The sequence below is a fragment of the Staphylococcus cornubiensis genome, from assembly GCF_900183575.1.
Lineage (GTDB): Bacteria > Bacillota > Bacilli > Staphylococcales > Staphylococcaceae > Staphylococcus > Staphylococcus cornubiensis.
The window spans coordinates 26,139-46,333 of the sequence record NZ_FXUZ01000004.1 but is presented as its reverse complement, the minus strand read 5'-3'; the positions used below and the strand labels follow the sequence as shown (position 1 = coordinate 46,333).

Genomic DNA, 20,195 nt, shown 5'->3' with positions numbered 1-20,195 from the left:
TTTTATTCAACGTCGATATGCCATTTACTTGTTATTTTTTAAGTCTTTGATGTCATATTTCACAAATGGGACGACATTTTTCATGTGTAATTCATTATTTGACCATGAATCGAATTTTTCAAACATGAGGCCAATTTGACCATTTGGCATTTCTGTTAAAGACGAATAACCATAGCCGTATTGACTGTAATCCACATCATGATGGTAACGCCAATCGATAGTGTTGTCGCCATTCACTAAACCAATCCAGATTTGACCATTTCGTCTGCCTGATGTTGAATTCGGTGTACTTAAAATAACCGCATCTTTACCGTCGATTTTTTTGCTGTATTTAATAATAGAAAGTTCTGTGCCGTAACTTGGATTTGATACAAAGTCTAAATATTTCGGACTGCTCCAATGATCACCGGCATCTGTACTTGTCATATAAGCAATTTTACCGTTATTCGTTCTCATATAAACTTGTAAGACACCCGGATTCACTTCGACGATTTGCGCTTCTGCTGACCAGTTTGATGGTAATGGAACGACTTTACTATTCCATGTTTTTCCATTATCGTCGCTATAAATAGTCACAAATTCTTTTCCTGTATATGAAGGAATGAGGATACGTCCTTTTTGGCTTTCGACAACGCCTCTTCCTGGTCCTAAAAATGGTGCATTACGACTTTCACCCATAACTGGTGGCATCATTTTCGGTGTAGACCAATGCTCACCATAGTCCTTACTTGATGTATAAGCAATAAAGTTCGTTGGTACAACTTTGAATAATGCATCTTTATAGAAAATATTCATGTTCACTTTTTTACCATTTTTATATTCCACTTTTTCGCCATTTTCAAATTTGACAGCCATTTGATCCGTTTTTAAAGGTTGACCGTTTTGTTTAATTGAAAAATCGTCAGCTACTGAGTACTCAGTCGGTTTGTTTGTGCGCTCATCATAAATGACACCATTGTCTCTAATCGTATAGTTGTAATCTGATTCGCCTGTTTTTTGCAATTTCATATAGTAATGACCATCCACTTTTTTAAATCCTGAGTCATCACGTTTGGCACCTGCAGAACTAACACCTGCTGGCAACGCATCGGCTAATAATAACGTTTGATGATCTGACTTCTCTAAAATCATTGAATCAATATAAGTTGCGCCACCACTTAATTTAGTAGAACGTTTGTCTGGATCACGTGGCCAATCTAGTGGTTCCGCAGCAAAATCTTCAAATGCGAGAGGAAGTTGCGGTGATGACCAAGTTTTTCCACTGTCATCACTATAGCTTGTAGCAGTATTAATTTTGTTCGTAAAGTCATGTGTTCCTGCATATCTTGCATCAATACTCGCAAGCACATGGCCATTACTTAAAGTATTGAGCGCTGGAATTCTGAAATAGTTAGAATGTGTCGCATCATTCGCTCTGAAAATAAAGTTTTGCGTCACGTCGTTCGTCGTTTTTTCAATCACTGTGTCGTCATTCATTGCAGTGTTATATATTTCTATATTTTCGATTGTGCCTTTAAAACCGAAATCGACTTGCCCTGCTCTGTTAACGCCACCCAGCATGTAAGAATCAAGTCCTTGAATATCACTTAATTTCAAATAAGGATCTACCTTTTGTTCAGCCACCTTTGTCCCATTAGCATACAATGCATATGTCTGTTGCTTCGAATTACCAACAATCGCTACTGTATTCGACACAGGTTGATTTTTAAATTTGCCCCATATCGAAGCAGGCCGTGCAATTAAATCGTTCGTACGAGACGTTTCATTACGCACTTCTGCACCTAACTCACCATTTTCTCTTACAAAAACATCAAAATAGCTATTTCTCGTTTTCGAATTTGAGGCTCCGAACAATGCTTGATTCCCTTTAACATCATCTTGCTTAAATTGAATAATCGCCGTAAAGTCCCCTTTGTCTATTTTACCTTGAAGGGCTTTAGTAATATCGCTTCCTTTACCAGTTAAATGCGTCTCTTTCTGACTAAAAACTAAATTGGGGTCTGCTTTACTTTCATTTGATGATGTTCCAGCGTTCACAGGTTGCACATTAAAAAATGACAGCACCCCAGCAATAGAAAAGATAAATAATGCTTTAAATATGAATAAAAAGCGTTTTGATTTCATTATACTGTCCCCTTTGTTCGTTAATAGTATTTCTTTTTCTCACTAAACAACGACCAAAATCACAAATCATGCTTCCGATTATAATTTCAAACCTTGTGACAAAGTGATTTTTGATACTTTTACATTTTAGAAATCGCTTTCATAAATAAGTTTATCACTTTTGAAAATATTTTCAAAACAAAATATAATAAATAAACATACTTCTATTCAAAAAATTTGTTTAGGTAAAAGTTTAAGAAGCTGATGATAATTAAGTAGCATGCTAAAAATTGGCTTTCACAAAAGTTGAATAGACATTAAAAACCCCACTTCACCGTAAAAGACAAGCGGGGCTTCACAGTATCAATTCTATTCGATAAACTACCAACTATAAGCCTTCACTGGATAGTGATCGGAATAATCATCATAAGTATACCAATAAGGAAATGAAAAGACTTCCCAAGGTACTGACTTTTCTTTAATCGCGGTATTCACTAACGTCCCAGGTTGTCTATGGTCTTTATCCACAAAAATATAGTCTAAGTATTCCGCAGCACTTTTAGGATAATTATAGTGTGCGATTGAGTTCGTCTTTGGATCCCACGTACTTGTGTAACCGTTATAAACAGGCTCTCTTGCATTTAAGTTTTTAAGCATGGCTTCGTATTCCCCTGTGTAGACACGTTTGTTGACATTCATATCGCCACCAATGTAGACCACTTCATTTTCTGGAATATGTTTATCTTTTACAAATTTGCTAATCTCTTGCATTTGTTCCGCTCTAATTGCTCGATCTCGCCCCGTACCACAACTCGTATCTTCCGACTGTGTATGTGTACCAATGACATGAACATGTTGATTGCCTTTTTTAATCTTTGTATACACAAATCCTTTATTACTGTAATTATCATAGCCACAACCATGCTTAAAGACGTGTTGAATTTTTTCTTTAATTGGATATTGGCTCACAACTGCCACACCACCATCTTCAAGTGTAAAATCTGAGTAGCTGCCCTCTGTTCGATTCCATCCCGACCTTGCACGTCCAAGCACTGGTGTCTGATAAGGAAACATCGCTTTCAAATTTTTTAATAATTCGTATGATGCGTTGTTGTCGAACAATTCATTAAATATAAGGACATCATTGTTTTTTAAATATCTTGCTTCAGGTATTAAGTTAGCCCGGACACCTTGACCCCAATTCGGATACAACAGTGTCGACAGCATATAAACATTGTGCGTTGCGAGTTTTAATTCTGGGTCTTTGTCCTCTGCTGCTTTGACGATTCGATGATTGCATACTAAAATGCCCGTGAAAATTAAAAAAACTGCTATAGATAACAGCATGAAACACTTGAATCCTATCATTTTTGTCATTTTTATCCCTCCTCAATTCCATATCATATATCGCGACTTTATTTATACAGTTAATTTATGATTAATTGTTTATTAAATAAAAATGAGAAGTTTTTTTAATTAAATAATTCAAGTGACAAAGAGAACTTTTGCCTCAGTTAATGCAAATAAAAAACTGTGCCGTAGCAATTCAATGCTACATACACAGTTTTTCAATTCTATTCATTAAGAGGTTAACATTGTTCTTTCAAGGTCATGTTCTTAGCTTAGTTCGTTTTTCTACCGCGTCCTAAGATGTATAGACCTAATGCTAAGCTTAAGCCACCTGTAAGTGATGTACCGAATAATGCCATGTCGTTTTCTTCACCAGTTTCAGGTAAAGCTTTCATTTCGTGGTTTGCTTTAGCTTCTTGGCTGTCTTTCATTGCTTTTTGGTTATCAACAACAAGTTTTTGACCAGGTAAAATCATATTTTTATCTTCTAAATGATTATCTTTAGCGATTTGTTCTACAGTTGTGTTATTAGCTTTAGCAATTTTTTCTACTGTATCACCAGGTTGAACGACATGCATTGCATCTTTTTTCTTCATTTCATTTGATGCATCTTTCGCTTTGTCCATACCTTTGTCTTTGGCTTTATTTTCTTTGTTGCCTTTGTCTTCAGCTTTGCCTGCCTTGTCGCCTTTATCTTCGGCTTTGTTTTCTTTGCTGTCTTTCTCTTTAGCTTTGTCTTCTTTGCTGCCTTTGTCTTCAGCTTTGCCTGCCTTGTCGCCTTTATCTTCGGCTTTGTTTTCTTTGCTGTCTTTCTCTTTAGCTTTGTCTTCTTTGCTGCCTTTGTCTTCAGCTTTGTTTTCACCTGAATTATTGTCTTTTACGTTGTTGTCTTCTTTAGGCGCTTGGCTGTCATTTAATTTTTTAGCTTCAGCAAGAATATCTTTACTTACACTTGGGTCATCTTTAAGGCTTTGGATGAATCCATTACGTTGTTCTTCAGTTAAGTTTGGTAGGTGTAAAATTTCATAAAATGCGTTTTGTTGTGCTTCACTGTAATCAGGTTTTGCTTGGCTGTCACTTAACTTTTTAGCTTCTGCAGAGATGTCTTTACTTACACTTGGGTCATCTTTAAGGCTTTGGATGAATCCATTACGTTGCTCCTCAGTCAGATTTGGTAAGTTTAGAATCTCATAGAAAGCACTTTGTTGCGCTTCATCAAAACTTGGCGCAGGTTGTGTAGGCGCTTGGTTAACGTTCACATTTTTAGCTTCAACAAGAATATTAGCGCTTACACTTGGATCGTCTTTAAGGCTTTGAATATAACCATTGCGTTGTTCTTCAGTCAAGTTTGGTAAGTTTAAGATTTCATAAAATGCATTTTGTTGTTCATCACTGTAATTAGGAGCAGGTTGAGAGCCCTCTTGACTATCATTTAATTTTTTAGCTTCATTAAGCACATCTTGACTTGCACTTGGGTCATCTTTAAGGCTTTGAATGAAACCATTACGTTGTTCTTCGCTAAGGTTCGGTAATTTTACTACCTCAGAGAAAGCGTTTTGTTGCGCTTCTGCGTTATTATCAGCTTCTTCTGCAAAACTTGGTGTATTCACAAGTAAAGAACTCGCGATTAAACAAGAACCCACCCCAATTGATAATTTACGAATGCTGAAAAAGTTTTTGTTTTCCATTGATTACAACCCCTTATTAATTTAAATTATGTATTGCATTATTCACTATAATGCTACATTATTACAAATTAAAAGTAAAGTGCAATTTTTGAATATTTAAAAATAAAGCGGTGTAAATTATTGATGTTTTTAATATAACATGTTGCAAAATTTTAATTGATAAAATTAAATTTTTAAAGCATTAATGAAAGTAAAATGATATTTTCAGAAACATATTTACTATACTTTTCTTATGCTGCATGAATCATAATCTTTTGTGTATAAATCAATATTTCAAAAATTCTATTTGCTTAAATTTTCAGAAGTTTTATTTGGATATATTAATTTCTTTGTTTAAAAGTACACTTCTTATCACACTCAGACAGTGGGTAATATCTTACCATTTTCTTTAAAATCTAGTTTAAAAATTTTTGTATCTCTTCAATATGATTCACAACATCACGCACAATAAATCTTCATATATATCAAAAAATCATCGCGTTTATCCAATCGACTTAAAGTAGTGTGATGATTTATAATGATTTGGAATCCATTGAAACTACTGAAATTCATTGTGTTCACCCTATTTAAACTATGTTCGTCCAACATGTATGATTATCCCTAATTCTTAATAAACAAAATAAAAGTAGGAAAACAGCATTTTCATTCCGCCATTTTCCTACACTTTCAAACCACTATTTGCTCAAATGATTTTCTAGATAATTCTTCTTTCTCTATTATTTTTCATTGATACCTTTATTTTCTTTATTAGAAGATTTGTAACCAGTAATCATACTTTTACATTTCTTAGTAAATTACCACCAACTATACTGCGATGAATCGTGAAACTCTACTTCATCTTCTCTCTTTTCGCTTAATAGGTACTTTAATATATTTTTGTGATTTCTTTCATCTATATCTTTATCAACCTTGTCAAAATTTCGTAACCACATCAGTGTTTCCTTGTACCAAACCAGTTCTTCTACTGACTCATTTTTAGTTCTGTAATTTTTAATATATTCTGTAAGTTCTTCTAATTCTTTATGTAATTTATATTGTCTCACCAAGGACTTAATTTTATTAAACTCTTTTTTTCTTTTTTCTCTTAAACTTTCCGCCTTAAGCCTTTGACGTTCTTTTTCATTTTCTCTTTCAATATATTCAATCTCTTCATCATATAATATACTAGGCAATTCGAATATTCTTTTAAATATCTTTTTCAATAGGACATCATCCGTATCAGAGCCTGGATAATTTTTTGTAATACCATAATTATCACTCCATGAATATACTCCAGTAAGTTCACATTTAAAATACCCCGTCTTAATATAATCATATGTCGAATACCGATCATCATTACTTTTGACCCTTTTTGTTTTTTCTTTAAATTTCAACTTAATTCTAAAATCTTTATTTATTTCATAGAACCTTTCATCTCTATCTAAAACTTTCTCGTAACGAGGGATGCTTATATTAATATATTCTTCATCAACATTAATTTTAAAACCTAAACTTTCAATTGCTTTAAATAAAGTATCACAAAGATTATAAAAATTAGGTAATGCTTCTTTAGAAATATTAGTTGAATTTAATACCTTTTGAGCTTCTTTTCTATAGTAACTCCACGGGTCTAACTCTGCTTCTCTTCTTCGCTTTCTTTCTGCTACTAGGTACTCTTTGTGTTTCGTAATAATCTTATGATGTCGTTTAACCTTATCAGGAATCACTAAATTCGTATATGCAATATATATTTCCTCTTTTTTGTCATCATCAAAGTATAGCCATTTGTTTTTGATTTTTTCTTTATCACTTAGCTTTTCATCAATCTTAATTAAGTAATCCTCCCCATAGATAGGATCAATAGGGGCAATAATCCCTTTCTTATAGTTGTATAAATATTTAGCATTTGGAATGGGAATCTGATGTTCTTCAATCACCTTTTTTAAATCATTAAATTCAATATTATGTTCTTCTGCAAATGCTGTTCGCGATTTTGTCCAAAGCTCCTTATAAATATCAAAGCGATTCATTTCCATATTCTAACCTCCTCTAACGGTGTATTATTACAATAACTCTATCACGTATGACTGTAGAAAGTCGAACTACAATAATATGCAGTCCGACTTTTATGAGTAAATCCTCTTATAAAATAACTTGAATTAAATGATTTTTATAGTCTCTGTTAACTACTTGATTTATAAATTTTTCTCATAAGCAATGATTCTAGATACTTAATAGTTTAACACTACTAAAGTTTTCTACAGCAATACAGCAAGTATTATATGACTTTCCTGTCACCCTTCTTTTTGGACTTTATAAAAGTATTGATGTACAAAAGTCATCTAAACATTTAAAACTAACTCAGATGTTTAATTTTTAGAAATTTTCTCTTTTACTTCAGTTGGTAATATACCCATAAAATAGTTCTCTATGTTGTCCCAAAACCAAGTGGTATAGTTTAATATTTTTTCTTTTGCATTAGAACCATGTTGCTCTTTTGTAAATAAATATTTGAGCATCTCAACGCTTGTATGATGTTTAGACTGGACATCTTGTAATATTGTATTTTGGTAAAAGTCACCTTGTTTAATTGCTTTCTCCAGTGGCGCAACAGAGTTCATTCTTAAATAAATTTGTGGTGAGCTTCCACCTATAACTTGATACCGCAGTAACTTCCTAGCTTCTCCAATGCCTAATGCTGCTATTTGCGAATCAATATTGCTTATTTTTTGTCTCAAATGGAAGGATATTACGACATCTTTCTCTTTTAAGTAATTATATTTTGGAATAAGAGCACTAGAAATTGAATCCATAATAAAACTTGTAAAGATGTCTCCATCTTGATGGATAAAATATCTTTTATTATTCTCATTACTATTTGTTCTCTCAGCTATAAATTTAATTTGTTTAATTTTATTAAATTCAAATGCAACATTAATTACAGTTTGAGCAAAGGTCTGAGCTTCAAATTTATCAGAAATTTTTAATGTTTTCATAAAATGATTACCTAAATCCTTGATTGTAAATTGCTTCTCTACAATCTTTTGCTGATCTACAAATTTCTCAAAAGCATTTAAAATCATTTTATATTCTGCTATTACATTTTCTATTGAATTATTATCATTTAAGCCAATTTCAACTCCAGATGTATAGGTTAGCTTTTCAAATAATTTTGCATGCTTTAATTTTTCTCTTTCCTTAGCAGTAAACAAGGCGTATTTAAAACTTGGAAATGACATTTTCTTATAGTATTTTTCCCATATTCCACTTAAATTCACTTGATACACAGAACTATATATGTCACTCTCAATATCATAGCGCTTAGTAAAATACTTACCAAAATTAGACTTAGATAATGTAAATTCAAATTCTTTATTGACGAAAATTAAATCATTTCCAAACAAGCTTCTAGGTCGTGCAACAAAAGGAGAATAGCCAAGTTTATTAGGAGAAGAAAAATCTTTCTCTATCATCAATAAAACCGTTTTAACTTTGTTATCTAAAGTATCCTCATCCCTCTTATTTTGTACAAAAATATATTTAAAATCTTCTGGACTTATAATGACATTACGATTATTGCCTTTTTCTTTATATACTGATAATACCTTTTTCATAACTTCAATTATTTGAGATTTCCTTATTGCTGACATTCCTTGTAGTCGCTTCACTTCATTCATATCTTTTGACAGAAAATCAATTACACCAAATCCATAGTGGACTTTATTTTTATCCCTGACCGCACGTCCAATCTCTTGAATATAATCAATAACATTACCGGTTGGAGCATAATGATAGACATTGTTTATATCTGGAATATCTATCCCCATTCCAAAGGCTTTTGTCGCTAATACAAATTGAATATCTCCCGACTTGTATCCTCTTAAAACTTCATCTTTTTCTTCTTTTTGAAGTGTTCCGAAATATTTTCCAATTTTTTCCTTAATATCCGGCTTATTTGAACCTACAAATTCATAAAAATCTAATAATAATTTTACTGTTGGAAAATATATTAATGATTTTTGATCTTTTTCTATGGCTTCTTCTATATGTCTTAGTGCTAAACAATTTTTTGTATGTCTGTAATCTCGTCCTTCTTTCTCAAAATATTTTTGACCACTGCGAACTTTCATAAATAAATCTTCCCTACGCACATAACCAAAATAAGAAATTGGACTAATCATATTTAGACTATTTCTTGTATCTAAATACATATCTTCGCGTCCACCATATATTGCAGTTGCAGTAAAAGTAACGATAGGAAATTTATATTCTTTTCTTAACTTCGCAAGGTAGATTCCTAAATACCAATAATCAGCTCTAAATGACTTACCCCAAGTGGTAACAATATGTGCTTCATCTATAATAACAACACCTATATTCCTGTCACCGATAAGCATTTTAATGTCGCTTCGTGCTTGCAATGTTTCTGGTGATAAATAAAGAACGTCAATTCTTTGATTTTGGATACCTTCAATTATATTTTCTTTCTCGTAAGGCGGTGTGTTACTATTTATAGTTGCAGATGAATTTATACCCTTACTACGCATATTTTCTACTTGATCGTTCATGAGTCCTATCAAAGGAGATATTACAAGTGTTAATGGTTTATTATCTTTATACTTATTTGCTAAAAACAAGGCAGGGACTTGAAACATGACTGATTTCCCTGCACCAGTGGCAGCAGTAATATAGATATCTCTAAAAGAATCCCCGAACATAGCATTTTCTGCTTGTACAACAATATCATCAATAATTTGTGATTGTGAAATGTTTATAGTTTTCTTAGAACGATCCTCAATATTTTTATAAAAATCTATTTCTCTAAAATCATCATACCCATATATATCTTTCAAAATCTTTTTATATTGTTTCTCATTATCAATAAGATTCCTTCTTATCGATAGCGTGGTGAAATAGAATTTCACATCACTTAACTTTTCAAGAAGATTTATTCTTTCCAAATAATTGTTTGGCAAATTATCAAGTGCGCCAGATAGTATAAATACCACATTTTTTTTGTTATTTTTACTCAGTATTTCATCTTCTAAATCTAAAAAAGGTATTTCATCCTCCGATAATTCTATACGAATAGTATTTTCAACTGAATTATCTTCAGTAGTACTTACTGAGATAGGTTCACTTTCGTATAGATTGTATATGTCTATTTTTTCATCTATTTCAGGATAGGTTACAAAATAATTATTCGATTGCTTTGAATAGTTAATTTGACCATAAAAATATGATACTTGCTCTAGCAAAATAGCTTGTTCTATCTCAAGCGCATTATCTTCTTCAAAATATAAATAATGGTAGACTTTCTCAATATCTGATAAAGTATTTCTGTAAGGAAATTGTTTATCAGATAAATTGTTTTTTAGGATTGCTATAGGCATTTTATTTATAGACTGGTATTCTCGAAATAATTGGTATTCTTCCATAGTCATCCATTTGTAATTTTCAGTAAATGTTCGATTTGATATAACCTCTTCAACTACCTGCTCTTTTACAATTTTTAATTCAACCTTGTCATAATAATCAATAGAAAACGAAAAATATTTGTTTTCATATGTAAACAAGCTTGAATCTACTCCATTAAGTACAATAATTGTACTACCTTTCTCATTAATTATTTCTTTAATTTTATTATTAATCATAACGATAATCCCCTAACCGTTTTGTAATTCTATTTACCTTCAATTTTTCTAATGCTTTTGATTCAATTTGTCTGATACGTTCCCTTGTAACATTCAATTTTTTTCCAATTTCTTCTAGTGTATAGACCTTCTCATTTTCAAATCCAAAGCGCAATAATATGACTGTCCTTTCTTTATCAGTTAATCTTTTATTAATAGCATCCTTTAATTCTTGTCTTAAAGACGAATTATAAACTTTATCCTCAACACTTAAACTTTTTTCATCTGGAATAAAGTCAATCAAAAAGCTACTTCCATCATCATTAATACTAGTTTCTAAACTTTTTAAATTTGATAACTCTATATATTTTTTTATTGTTTCTACTTCATGTAATTCACATTCTATTTCTTTTGAAATCTCTTCATTAGTTGCTACTCGTCCATGTTTGTTTAAAAGCTCATTTTCAATTCGAATAAGTTTAATTAATTTTTCACGCATGTTCACTGGAATTCTAATGGTAGTACTAAAATCTGCAATTCCTCTTGTTATACTTTGCCTTATCCACCATGTTGCATATGTTGAAAACTGATATCCCTTTTTAACATCGAATTTCTCAGCAGCTTTTAACAAACCCATCATCCCCGCTTGAAACATATCCTCTTCTGTATAAGAAACAGTGGATAATAATTTGTAATTACCAACAATTTTTGAAACTAATTTTTTGTTTGCAATTACAATGTTAGATAAAATCTCTAATTTTTCTTCCGACGTTTCTTCGATTTTCTTGAATTCAGTCAAGTATTCGATATTATATTTTTTATCAATTATTTTCTTGTAACTTTTTATATCTTTTTGGAAACTCTCACTCTCTAGTAAATCATCTAAGTCTTCAAAATCTTCATCTTCAAACAACTCATCTATTTTACTCATGCTTTTCAAATCTCTGTCCTTAATAACTTTATATCCTAAATCATTCAGTAATTTACAAATATCTTCCCGCCTTTTTATTTCAATAAATTCATCTTCAAACCAATTTAGTAAATCACTCTCTAATAATTCTTTGTTCTTATTAAAAAGAGAGTATAATTTTACTAATTTATGTTTATATGAATGTTTATCTTCAGAAATTGTAATATTTAGAGATTTCAATTCTTCTAATATTTTATATTTTTCTGAATTTTTTACAGAAAATTTTTTTAGTAACAAATCAACTTCATATCCTTTAATTTCGCTTCCATATTTAATATTACTGTTTATATAATCGATAATTGAAGTTATATTTTCTCCCATATTAGCCCCACCCTATGTAATTTTATAGACTAACTTTTGTTTTTACTTTTCAAAGTAATTATAACAATATTGTAACATTTTAAACATACCTAATATTAAAAATATGACTTTCTCTACATATATAAAATGTACATTTATATTTCTTTAGAATTTCGGATGATTTGGTCAAGTCACTAACTTAACATGTCAACTTCTACTCTTCAAAGTCGTTAATAAATGATTTACATCAGATTAGTTTATTCAAATATACAATTCTAAAAATGTTCTCCCAAGGTCATAATCATGATAATGAAGCATTTGTATTTTAAAATAAGTGCCGGAGTTAAAACATAGCCTACTACATTTTAGCTCCGGAATTCCCCAACTTATTAGACTTTCAATAAAAATATACTACAAAAATAAAGTAGGTAATTAATAGACAAAATCTGTAAGATATGTTTCTAAAAACTTCATTTGTTTAATTCACACCTTCTATTAAAACAAATCAAACAAAAACAGACTGCCTAACATCAAAACAACCGCCACTGCGACGAATACAGTAACAATTAATGTTTTCTCTATCAACAATTTCCTTTTTTCTCTTGTATCGTTATAAGTCTTTGCGCCATTCTCCATGTAATTCACGATCTCTTTAAACGTTTTGACATCGTACTTTTTCTTCAACTGTTCAATCTTAATCGCATAATACATTGAAATGACCCAAAATATGAATGGGATGAGTAAACCGTACCATCCATCGATAAATTTCAAAACTGGGCCAACTGAAATCATAGTAATAATCATAAAAGCAAGCATCAATTTACCATATCTGTCCATGTTATAGTGATCAATGATGTTCTTCATTTCTACTATATCTCCTTTTACAAGTTGATCTAAAGAAACATTGAATAAAGAACTGAGTGCAATCAAATGGTACAAATCTGGGTAGGTTCTCTCATTCTCCCAGTTCGAAATCGTTTGCGTAGATACATCAATTTTCTCCGCTAATGCCATCTGTGATAATTGTTTTTCTTTTCTATAAAACCTAATTTGATTGCCGACATCCATATCCAACAGCTCCTTCATTGCCCACGATAACTTGTAATTAAACGTTATTCTATCAAATCTCTTTATAATGTCACTATAAAATTTTTTATAGTTATATTTCCCGGGTGATACGCTTAAGTTTTTGTGACTTTTCCTAAAAAATACCACCTACTCCAGTAAAAGTAGATGGTATCGTAAAACTTACATAATTCACTTTCTTAAACTTAATTTTTATTGAGAAATTGCTTCACACTTCACTGTTCAATGCAATTTTACGAATCAGTTCTTTCTTATGGTTAATAACATCTAAAACTTGCTTTTGTTGCTCTCTCGTCAAATACATACCTTCAAGCGAAAGATTCTTAACGATCTGTTTGTTAAATTGTGAGTCAATCGTCATCATCGTATCGCCGCCTAATGGTCATACTATACCACATACTCAAGATTACCTTGTATTTCAATAATCAACCATTTCTTAATTAAAATGGAGGAAATAGCATTCGCATTGAGATCCATTACTAGACAACGCACAACACCTATTTCAATTTCAGTGTAAAGGCATTAATCGCAACGATAACAGTACTGAGCGACATGAGAATCGCACCCACTGCTGGAGATAAAATCAAGCCAATCGACGCTAAAATACCTGCTGCTAAAGGTACAGCAACAATATTATAGCCTGCACCCCACCATAAGTTTTGAATCATTTTTCTCATCGTTCTATTGGAAAGTGTCAAGAAATGAATAATGTCAGTCGGATTACTTTTAACAAGGATGATATCACCAGAGTCTACTGCAACATCTGTACCTGCTCCAATGGCGATACCGATATCTGATCTAATCAAACTTGGCGCATCATTAATACCGTCCCCAACCATCATCACTTTCTTACCTTTACTTTGATACGCTTTTATAATGCTCTCCTTATCTTCTGGCATGAGTTGTGCATGGACATCATGAATACCTAGTTCTTTCGCTACCGCTTCTGCCACTTCTTGATTATCACCCGTGAGCATGACAGGTGTGATACCTTTCGCTAATAAATCAGTGACCATTTGTTTTGAACTGTCTTTGATTTGATCTCCTTGCGCGATAATACCCACGACTTGTGTTTCATCAATTAAATAGCTAATGGAATTGCCTTGCTGTGCTAATTTCGTGAACAATGCTTGATCATAATCAAACCCATTTTGTTCAAGGTAGGAAACATTGGTGATTTTATAAGATTGACCGCCAACTTTCCCTTCCAATCCAACACCTGAAATATTTTGAACATCTTGCGGTTGCGTATATGCAATGTTTTTACTTTGAGCAAATGTGACAATGCCTGTTGCTAATGGATGATTCGATTGACTTTCTAATGACGCAAACAAGCTTAATACTCCATCGTCACTCATATCTTCGTGAAAGCTCTCATAATGATTGACTGAAAAGTTACCTTCCGTCAATGTACCCGTTTTATCCATCATGACATAATCGATATGTTGTGCAGTTTCTATCGCTGCTCTATTTTTAATGATTAAACCGTGATGCGCCCCTATTGACGTCGAACGAGCAGTCACTAACGGAATAGCCAAGCCTAACGCATGTGGACAAGCAATCACTAACACCGTCACCAGTCGTTCTAATGCAAAATCAATTTCATTTTGTATCAGCATCCAAGCAATAAAAGCGATCACACCGACACTGACAGCAAAATAGAACAGGTAACCCGCCACTTTATCAGATAATAACTCCGCTCTAGATTTATCATTTTGAGCCTGATTCACGAGTCCCATCACTTGCGAAAGATAGCCCGCTTCTCCTACAGCTGTCACCTTGACTTGTATCGTTCCGTTCCCATTAATAGAACCACCGATTACTGTGTCATGCTGCTTTTTCTGTACTTTTTTAGACTCCCCGGTGACTAACGATTCGTCTATTGCGGTCTCACCACGAACAATGATGCCATCTGTTGGAATACTTTCTCCCGCTTTCACCTCAACGATATCATCCATTTCGATGTCCGCTATGTTAACTTCTTCACGCTGATCATCATCCGTAACTTTCATCGCCGTATTTGGTAACAGTGCTGCCATTTTTTTCAATGCGTCTCCAGCACTTCCGACAGCATTCATTTCAATCCAATGACCGAGTAACATAATTAAAATTAATGTCGCAAGTTCCCAGAAAAAGTCCATCGTATGACCTGTTGCATGACTAAAATGATTCATATAAAAAGCATAAAGACTATAAATGTATGCAACTGAAATACCTAAAGCAACGAGCGTCATCATACCTGGTTTTTTCGAAGCCATTTCGTCTTTGGCCCCAGATAAAAACGGTTGGCCCCCATAGAAGAATAAAATGGTCGCAAGGATTAACACAATCCAGTCAGAACCTGGAAATGTGAATTGAAATGGTAATTGTACGCCCATCATTGGAGATAAAATCATAATCGGTATCGCAAAAATCAATGAAACAAAAAACTTCACTTTAAAATTTCCATGATGATGTGCATGATTGTCGTGTTCATGATGATGATCGTGATGTTCATGACTTCTATGCTCATGCGGGTCATGGTGGTGCTCTTCAATATTTGACAAAATAACGCCTCCTATTTCTATCACGCTATCATTTAATACATCTACAGCATAACACATACCTATAGGGGGTATAAAGCGTTGTAGTAGCATCAGTAATACGATAAACGCATAAAAATCCTCTGTCTATATAGCGATAGAGGATTTTTATGTACACTTTTTAAATTTTATAGTTATAAATAACCAATCAAAAATGACTGCTTATTTGTCAGGAGGTAGGATAGCCTTACGCACTTCACCCATTTTTTCATCCAGTTGTCCTGCAATTTCTGAAATTCTGAAGAGCTCTTTTTTTAAATTTTTATCTATTTCGGAATATTTATATTGCAGTTTATGCTCAGCTGCAGCGAAAAAGTCCATAGCGAGTGTTCTAATTTGAATTTCAAGGGGAATCCATTTCACACCCTTTGACATATATAATTGTGTTTCCACGATTAAATGTAAACTCTTATAGCCACTCGCTTTAGGATGCTTGATGTAATCTTTGACGCGCTTAATTCTCAAATCATCTCTATTCTTTAAAAGCTCATAAATGCTGTATACATCTTCTTCAAACGTCGTGACAATTCTCACGCCAATAATATCAAAAATATTTTCTCTGATTGCTTCTGGTTTGAAATCAACATTTTTCTTTTCCATTTTCTTTCGAAGCGATAGTGGTGTTTTAATACGTGTTTTCACATGTTCAAAAGGAGAGTAACCATTGGTAGCACGCCATTCTAAATCAATAATTTCTAAGTCGCTTTTAATTTCAAGTAAGCCCATCTCATACTCTTTCATCATTAACTTAAATGCTTCTACCTCTTGTTTTGCTACGTCGTGCTGATCAACTTGCGCAAATATATCTTTCAAATCCATACACATTCTCCTCAACAAATTGTTATGCAATATCAAATAATATTTTCATTATTAATTAAATTATAACAGTTACCTATAGACTTCTCTATAATTGAAAATATTACAGAACTATGGCGTCATCTTATGGATTTCAACACGTTCCAAATAGCGTTATCACCAGATGCTACATTAAAGTAATTTATAGCATTTTTCCGTGTACATCCCATCCGTTTTCTTTCGCTTCTTTTAATGCTTGCATCCTTCTGTAACCAACTGGGTGATCGGATATGAAGTTATTCAGTTTTAACCAAAACGATTCATCATGTGTATCTATAGATTTAAAATATTCATCAATGTCTACTTTAGCCCCCACATACTTGCCAGAGTATAAATAGATTAAGTCTAAAGCACCTTCTTCGGCATAATACACTGCAGTCCGATCAGCTGTATATTCTTGTGCTCTTGTAAGACTTTTATCTAAGAAGATTGGCTTTAGTGCTGGTGAAAGTATCAGCCTCCATAGATTCGTATGTCCACATTTATGATGCGCCAACTCATGCGCTAAAACAAAGCGGACCAGTTCGTTTTGTTTATGGCTATAATAAACATCAAGCAAATCACTATAAATCACGATATAACGCTTTCTCAATGTACATTTAGCAGCAAAAGCATTCATCATACCGTTCCCGTTGTTAATATATAATCTTGGTGTCTTTAAAGGTCCATTTTTAGAAAACCCCATTTCATCAGCGAGTTCCATAAAAATTTGATGGATTTCAGGGAATTGTGTCGCTGTAATTTCTACGCCATTTGAAGCACTGGCCCAATAATTTTTTCTAATTGCAAAAAACCCGATAATTGGAACGAGTAAACCGAAAAGTATCGCACTAATCCATTGAGACACTTCACTACCATTTAATAGAAAATAACATCCTAAACAAACTGCAATCACAATGACGAGTAGCCCAAATCTGATCAATGGCATTTCCGCCTTATGTCTTAGTTCTTTGACGCTTACATCAGCTTTTTTATTTTTATGCATATGATTTTGGCACATGATTTCACATCCTAAATAAGACTTTATTATTAATACACTTTTTATTAAACAATAAAATTATAAGAAAGGCAAAAACAAAAGTGAAAACACCTGAAATATTTTGATAATTAAAGGTCGTATCAAAAATAAGCACAACAGAAAAATCCGAGACATTTCGCTATGTATGACGAAAGTCTCGGACCTATTGTAGTCGTGTCAAAATTTTATAAGTAGGGTGTTATTTAAGTGATTAATGTTTTTTCTGATAATAGTAAATCGGTATGCCTAACATTGTGACCCCGATTCCAACGATTGCAAGGAGGGGTTGAGTAATTAATGTATTCAGCAAGACAAACGTGCCTGCTAACAATGCAATCACAGGTATGACGGGATACAATGGTACTTTGTATGGACGGTGTAACTCTGGCTCTCGTTTTCTAAGAATAAATACCGCTAAGAAAGCCATACAATAAAATGCCCAGATTACAAAGATTAGCATGTTCGTAATTGTGTCAAAAGCGCCTAAGAGCATCATCATTGTAGCAATCACAATTTGAATCACGCCACCGAGCCATGGTGTACGTGAAGGTAATAAGTCTAAAAATAAGTGCTTAAATGGCAGTTGATTGCGTTCTGCCATAGCATAAGGGATACGCATACCAGTCATCGTATAACCATTCATCGTGCCATATACAGAAATTAAAATACCGATTGTGACGAGTTTTCCGCCTCCCGCACCAAATAAGATTGAAGATGCTTCGCTTGCGGCATTTAAGTTACCTTCAATTTGATGAATCGGGAGTGTCATTAAAAATGTTGCGTTAATCAGTAGATACACAACCATGACAAGACCGATACCAAGTGTAATGGCACCTGGTAAGTCTTTTTTAGGATTTTTCATTTCCCCGGCAATATTACCGACATGAATCCAACCATCATAAGCAAACATGGTTGCAAGTAGGCCAGCACCAATCGCTTCAAACCAATTTGAGTCTGTACCATTGACAACGGGAAAGAGAGAAAATGATACGTCACTCGTATGAAAGAAGCCGATGATGACAATGAGTGCAATCGGTATTAATTTAATCACAAGCGTAATTGACTGTAGAATCCCGCCCGCTTTAGAACCTAAAAGATTAATCAGTAGTATCGAGACGGCACTGACCATTGCGATAGGTAATAACAATGATGTCGATAAATGGAATAAATTAATGATTTGCGTTCCAAAAATAATGGCGAGTGCTGCGATATTTGCTGGAAAATAGATAAACGCTTGTGCCCAACCAGATAAAAATCCCCAGAAATCGCCATAAGTGTATTCGATATACTTAGTCAGTCCGCCAGTTTCAGGAATCGCCGCTGCAAGTTCAGCTCCTGTCAAACCGGCACAAATGGTCATCATACCGCCGAGCAACCATACAAAGAGTGCCATACTGGTTGAACCGGTCACTTCCGTCACACTAGAAGCTTTGAAGAATACACCCGCACCAATGACTGAACCCATGACAAGTGAAAGCGATGCAAAAAAGCCGATGTTTTTCTTTAGAGCTGTATCTGTACTCATTGCTGTTGCCTCCGTTTCATTCCTTGATATGGGCTATCCTACCACACCTTCACTTGTATCTGCAGGTCTCAATAAGTCATCAATAATATGTGACACACGTGTAAGGTCAACGTTACCTCCAGATACTAACGCGACGATGTTTTTGCCTTTAATCCAACGCGGGTCAATTTTACCACTTAATAGGGCAGCAGTTGGTAATGCCCCTGCACCTTCAGTAATGATTTTCGTACGTTGCATTAAATGACGCATGGCATTCGCGATTTCATCTTCTGAGACCAATACAAATTCATCGACAAGTTTTTCAACAACAGCATACGTTTTATTACCAGGAATGGTGACTTCAGTGCCATCTGCAATGGTATGTGCTGTAAATTGTGATGTAATTTGGCCTTCTTTTATAGATTCCGCCATACCGTGAACATTTTCAGATTGCACGCCGATAATATGAATAGAGGGGTTAAATGATTTTAAAGCCGTCGCTAAACCAGCAATCAAGCCACCGCCGCCTACCGGTACCACAACAGTGTCAATATCCCAAATTTGATCTAAAATTTCTAAACCAACCGTACCTTGTCCTGCCATAACTTCAACATCATCATAAGGGTGTACAATCGTTTTGCCTGTTTCCGCTGCCAGTTGTTCCATATACAGACGAGAGTCATTAAATGTTTCTCCTTTAAGGATGACCTCAGCACCATAGCCACGTGTCGCCTCTTGTTTAGAAATCGGTGCTTCTTCAGGCATGACAACCGTGGCATCAACACCAAGCAGTTGTCCAGTTAAAGCGAGACCTTGCGCATGGTTCCCCGCTGAAGCCGTGATAATGCCTTTCGCTTTTTGTTCATCCGTTAAGTGCAAGATTTTATTGAGTGCACCTCTAAATTTGAACGATCCGGTGTATTGCATGTTCTCAAGTTTTAAATAAACGTTCCCACCTGTAATGTTGTTACTCAAAAACATTGATTTAATTAGTGGTGTTTCACGTACATAATCTTGAATTCTCATCTTAGCTTCTTTGATATCATGAATATTACAATATTTTTCAGTTTGTATCATAACAGCATTTGTTGCCATCACCATCATCCTCTTTTCAAATTGATGTTGTA

The 20,195-nt window shown here is 33.6% G+C and carries 13 protein-coding genes; all 13 read right to left on the bottom strand.

Annotation, left to right across the window (positions count from 1 at the left end):
• Positions 1 to 24: 24 nt before the first annotated feature.
• The 13 genes from CCE82_RS06235 to tdcB all read right to left on the bottom strand — a co-directional run bounded on the left by CCE82_RS06235 (position 25) and on the right by tdcB (position 20,163).
• Positions 25 to 2,124: a sialidase family protein gene (locus tag CCE82_RS06235; RefSeq protein ID WP_086428552.1), complete on the bottom strand. Its 2,100-nt coding sequence runs from the start codon at positions 2,122 to 2,124 to the stop codon at positions 25 to 27.
• Positions 2,125 to 2,484: 360 nt separating this feature from the next.
• Entirely contained in the window at positions 2,485 to 3,480 is a 996-nt protein-coding gene (gene sph, locus CCE82_RS06230) for a sphingomyelin phosphodiesterase (protein WP_086428551.1), read from the bottom strand.
• Between the two features lie 245 nt (positions 3,481 to 3,725).
• Positions 3,726 to 5,141 carry a B domain-containing protein gene (locus tag CCE82_RS06225; RefSeq protein WP_086428550.1) on the bottom strand — a complete coding sequence of 472 codons (1,416 nt, stop codon included), beginning with the start codon at positions 5,139 to 5,141 and terminating at the stop codon, positions 3,726 to 3,728.
• Positions 5,142 to 5,935: 794 nt separating this feature from the next.
• The gene (locus CCE82_RS06220; protein ID WP_086428549.1) at positions 5,936 to 7,156 is read right to left on the bottom strand and encodes a hypothetical protein; all 1,221 of its coding nucleotides are present in this window, start codon (positions 7,154 to 7,156) and stop codon (positions 5,936 to 5,938) included.
• Between the two features lie 333 nt (positions 7,157 to 7,489).
• Positions 7,490 to 10,774 carry a DEAD/DEAH box helicase gene (locus CCE82_RS06215; protein ID WP_086428548.1) on the bottom strand — a complete coding sequence of 1,095 codons (3,285 nt, stop codon included), beginning with the start codon at positions 10,772 to 10,774 and terminating at the stop codon, positions 7,490 to 7,492.
• Complete coding sequence (locus CCE82_RS06210) at positions 10,767 to 12,044, bottom strand: sigma-70 family RNA polymerase sigma factor (RefSeq protein WP_086428547.1); 1,278 nt, start codon at positions 12,042 to 12,044, stop codon at positions 10,767 to 10,769. Before CCE82_RS06210 ends, CCE82_RS06215 begins: the two co-directional genes overlap by 8 nt.
• A 474-nt stretch (positions 12,045 to 12,518) precedes the next feature.
• Positions 12,519 to 13,091 carry a helix-turn-helix domain-containing protein gene (locus tag CCE82_RS06205; RefSeq protein WP_086428546.1) on the bottom strand — a complete coding sequence of 191 codons (573 nt, stop codon included), beginning with the start codon at positions 13,089 to 13,091 and terminating at the stop codon, positions 12,519 to 12,521.
• 226 nt (positions 13,092 to 13,317) lie between these two features.
• On the bottom strand, positions 13,318 to 13,473 hold the full coding sequence (locus CCE82_RS13045; protein WP_167370967.1) for a hypothetical protein: 156 nt from the start codon (positions 13,471 to 13,473) through the stop codon (positions 13,318 to 13,320).
• Between the two features lie 133 nt (positions 13,474 to 13,606).
• Positions 13,607 to 15,658 (bottom strand): heavy metal translocating P-type ATPase, encoded by a 2,052-nt coding sequence (locus CCE82_RS06200; RefSeq protein ID WP_276205641.1) that lies wholly within the window; start codon positions 15,656 to 15,658, stop codon positions 13,607 to 13,609.
• 195 nt (positions 15,659 to 15,853) lie between these two features.
• On the bottom strand, positions 15,854 to 16,510 hold the full coding sequence (locus CCE82_RS06195) for a GTP pyrophosphokinase (protein WP_086428545.1): 657 nt from the start codon (positions 16,508 to 16,510) through the stop codon (positions 15,854 to 15,856).
• 178 nt (positions 16,511 to 16,688) lie between these two features.
• Positions 16,689 to 17,546: a M48 family metallopeptidase gene (locus tag CCE82_RS06190; RefSeq protein WP_086428544.1), complete on the bottom strand. Its 858-nt coding sequence runs from the start codon at positions 17,544 to 17,546 to the stop codon at positions 16,689 to 16,691.
• Positions 17,547 to 17,775: 229 nt separating this feature from the next.
• Positions 17,776 to 19,089, bottom strand: coding sequence for an APC family permease (locus tag CCE82_RS06185; RefSeq protein ID WP_086428543.1), 1,314 nt, complete (start codon positions 19,087 to 19,089; stop codon positions 17,776 to 17,778).
• Positions 19,090 to 19,122: 33 nt separating this feature from the next.
• On the bottom strand, positions 19,123 to 20,163 hold the full coding sequence (gene tdcB / locus CCE82_RS06180) for a bifunctional threonine ammonia-lyase/L-serine ammonia-lyase TdcB (RefSeq protein WP_086428542.1): 1,041 nt from the start codon (positions 20,161 to 20,163) through the stop codon (positions 19,123 to 19,125).
• Positions 20,164 to 20,195: the final 32 nt, after the last annotated feature.

Bases quoted from the DNA above. Each gene is read 5' to 3' on its own strand.
- CCE82_RS13045 (WP_167370967.1), bottom strand. From the start codon at position 13,473: ATGATGACGATTGACTCACAATTTAACAAACAGATCGTTAAGAATCTT.
- CCE82_RS06225 (WP_086428550.1), bottom strand. From the start codon at position 5,141: ATGGAAAACAAAAACTTTTTCAGCATTCGTAAATTATCAATTGGGGTG.
- CCE82_RS06190 (WP_086428544.1), bottom strand. From the start codon at position 17,546: ATGTGCCAAAATCATATGCATAAAAATAAAAAAGCTGATGTAAGCGTC.
- CCE82_RS06220 (WP_086428549.1), bottom strand. From the start codon at position 7,156: ATGGAAATGAATCGCTTTGATATTTATAAGGAGCTTTGGACAAAATCG.
- CCE82_RS06185 (WP_086428543.1), bottom strand. From the start codon at position 19,089: ATGAGTACAGATACAGCTCTAAAGAAAAACATCGGCTTTTTTGCATCG.
- CCE82_RS06195 (WP_086428545.1), bottom strand. From the start codon at position 16,510: ATGGATTTGAAAGATATATTTGCGCAAGTTGATCAGCACGACGTAGCA.
- tdcB (WP_086428542.1), bottom strand. From the start codon at position 20,163: ATGGCAACAAATGCTGTTATGATACAAACTGAAAAATATTGTAATATT.
- CCE82_RS06235 (WP_086428552.1), bottom strand. From the start codon at position 2,124: ATGAAATCAAAACGCTTTTTATTCATATTTAAAGCATTATTTATCTTT.
- CCE82_RS06205 (WP_086428546.1), bottom strand. From the start codon at position 13,091: ATGGATGTCGGCAATCAAATTAGGTTTTATAGAAAAGAAAAACAATTA.
- sph (WP_086428551.1), bottom strand. From the start codon at position 3,480: ATGACAAAAATGATAGGATTCAAGTGTTTCATGCTGTTATCTATAGCA.
- CCE82_RS06215 (WP_086428548.1), bottom strand. From the start codon at position 10,774: ATGATTAATAATAAAATTAAAGAAATAATTAATGAGAAAGGTAGTACA.
- CCE82_RS06210 (WP_086428547.1), bottom strand. From the start codon at position 12,044: ATGGGAGAAAATATAACTTCAATTATCGATTATATAAACAGTAATATT.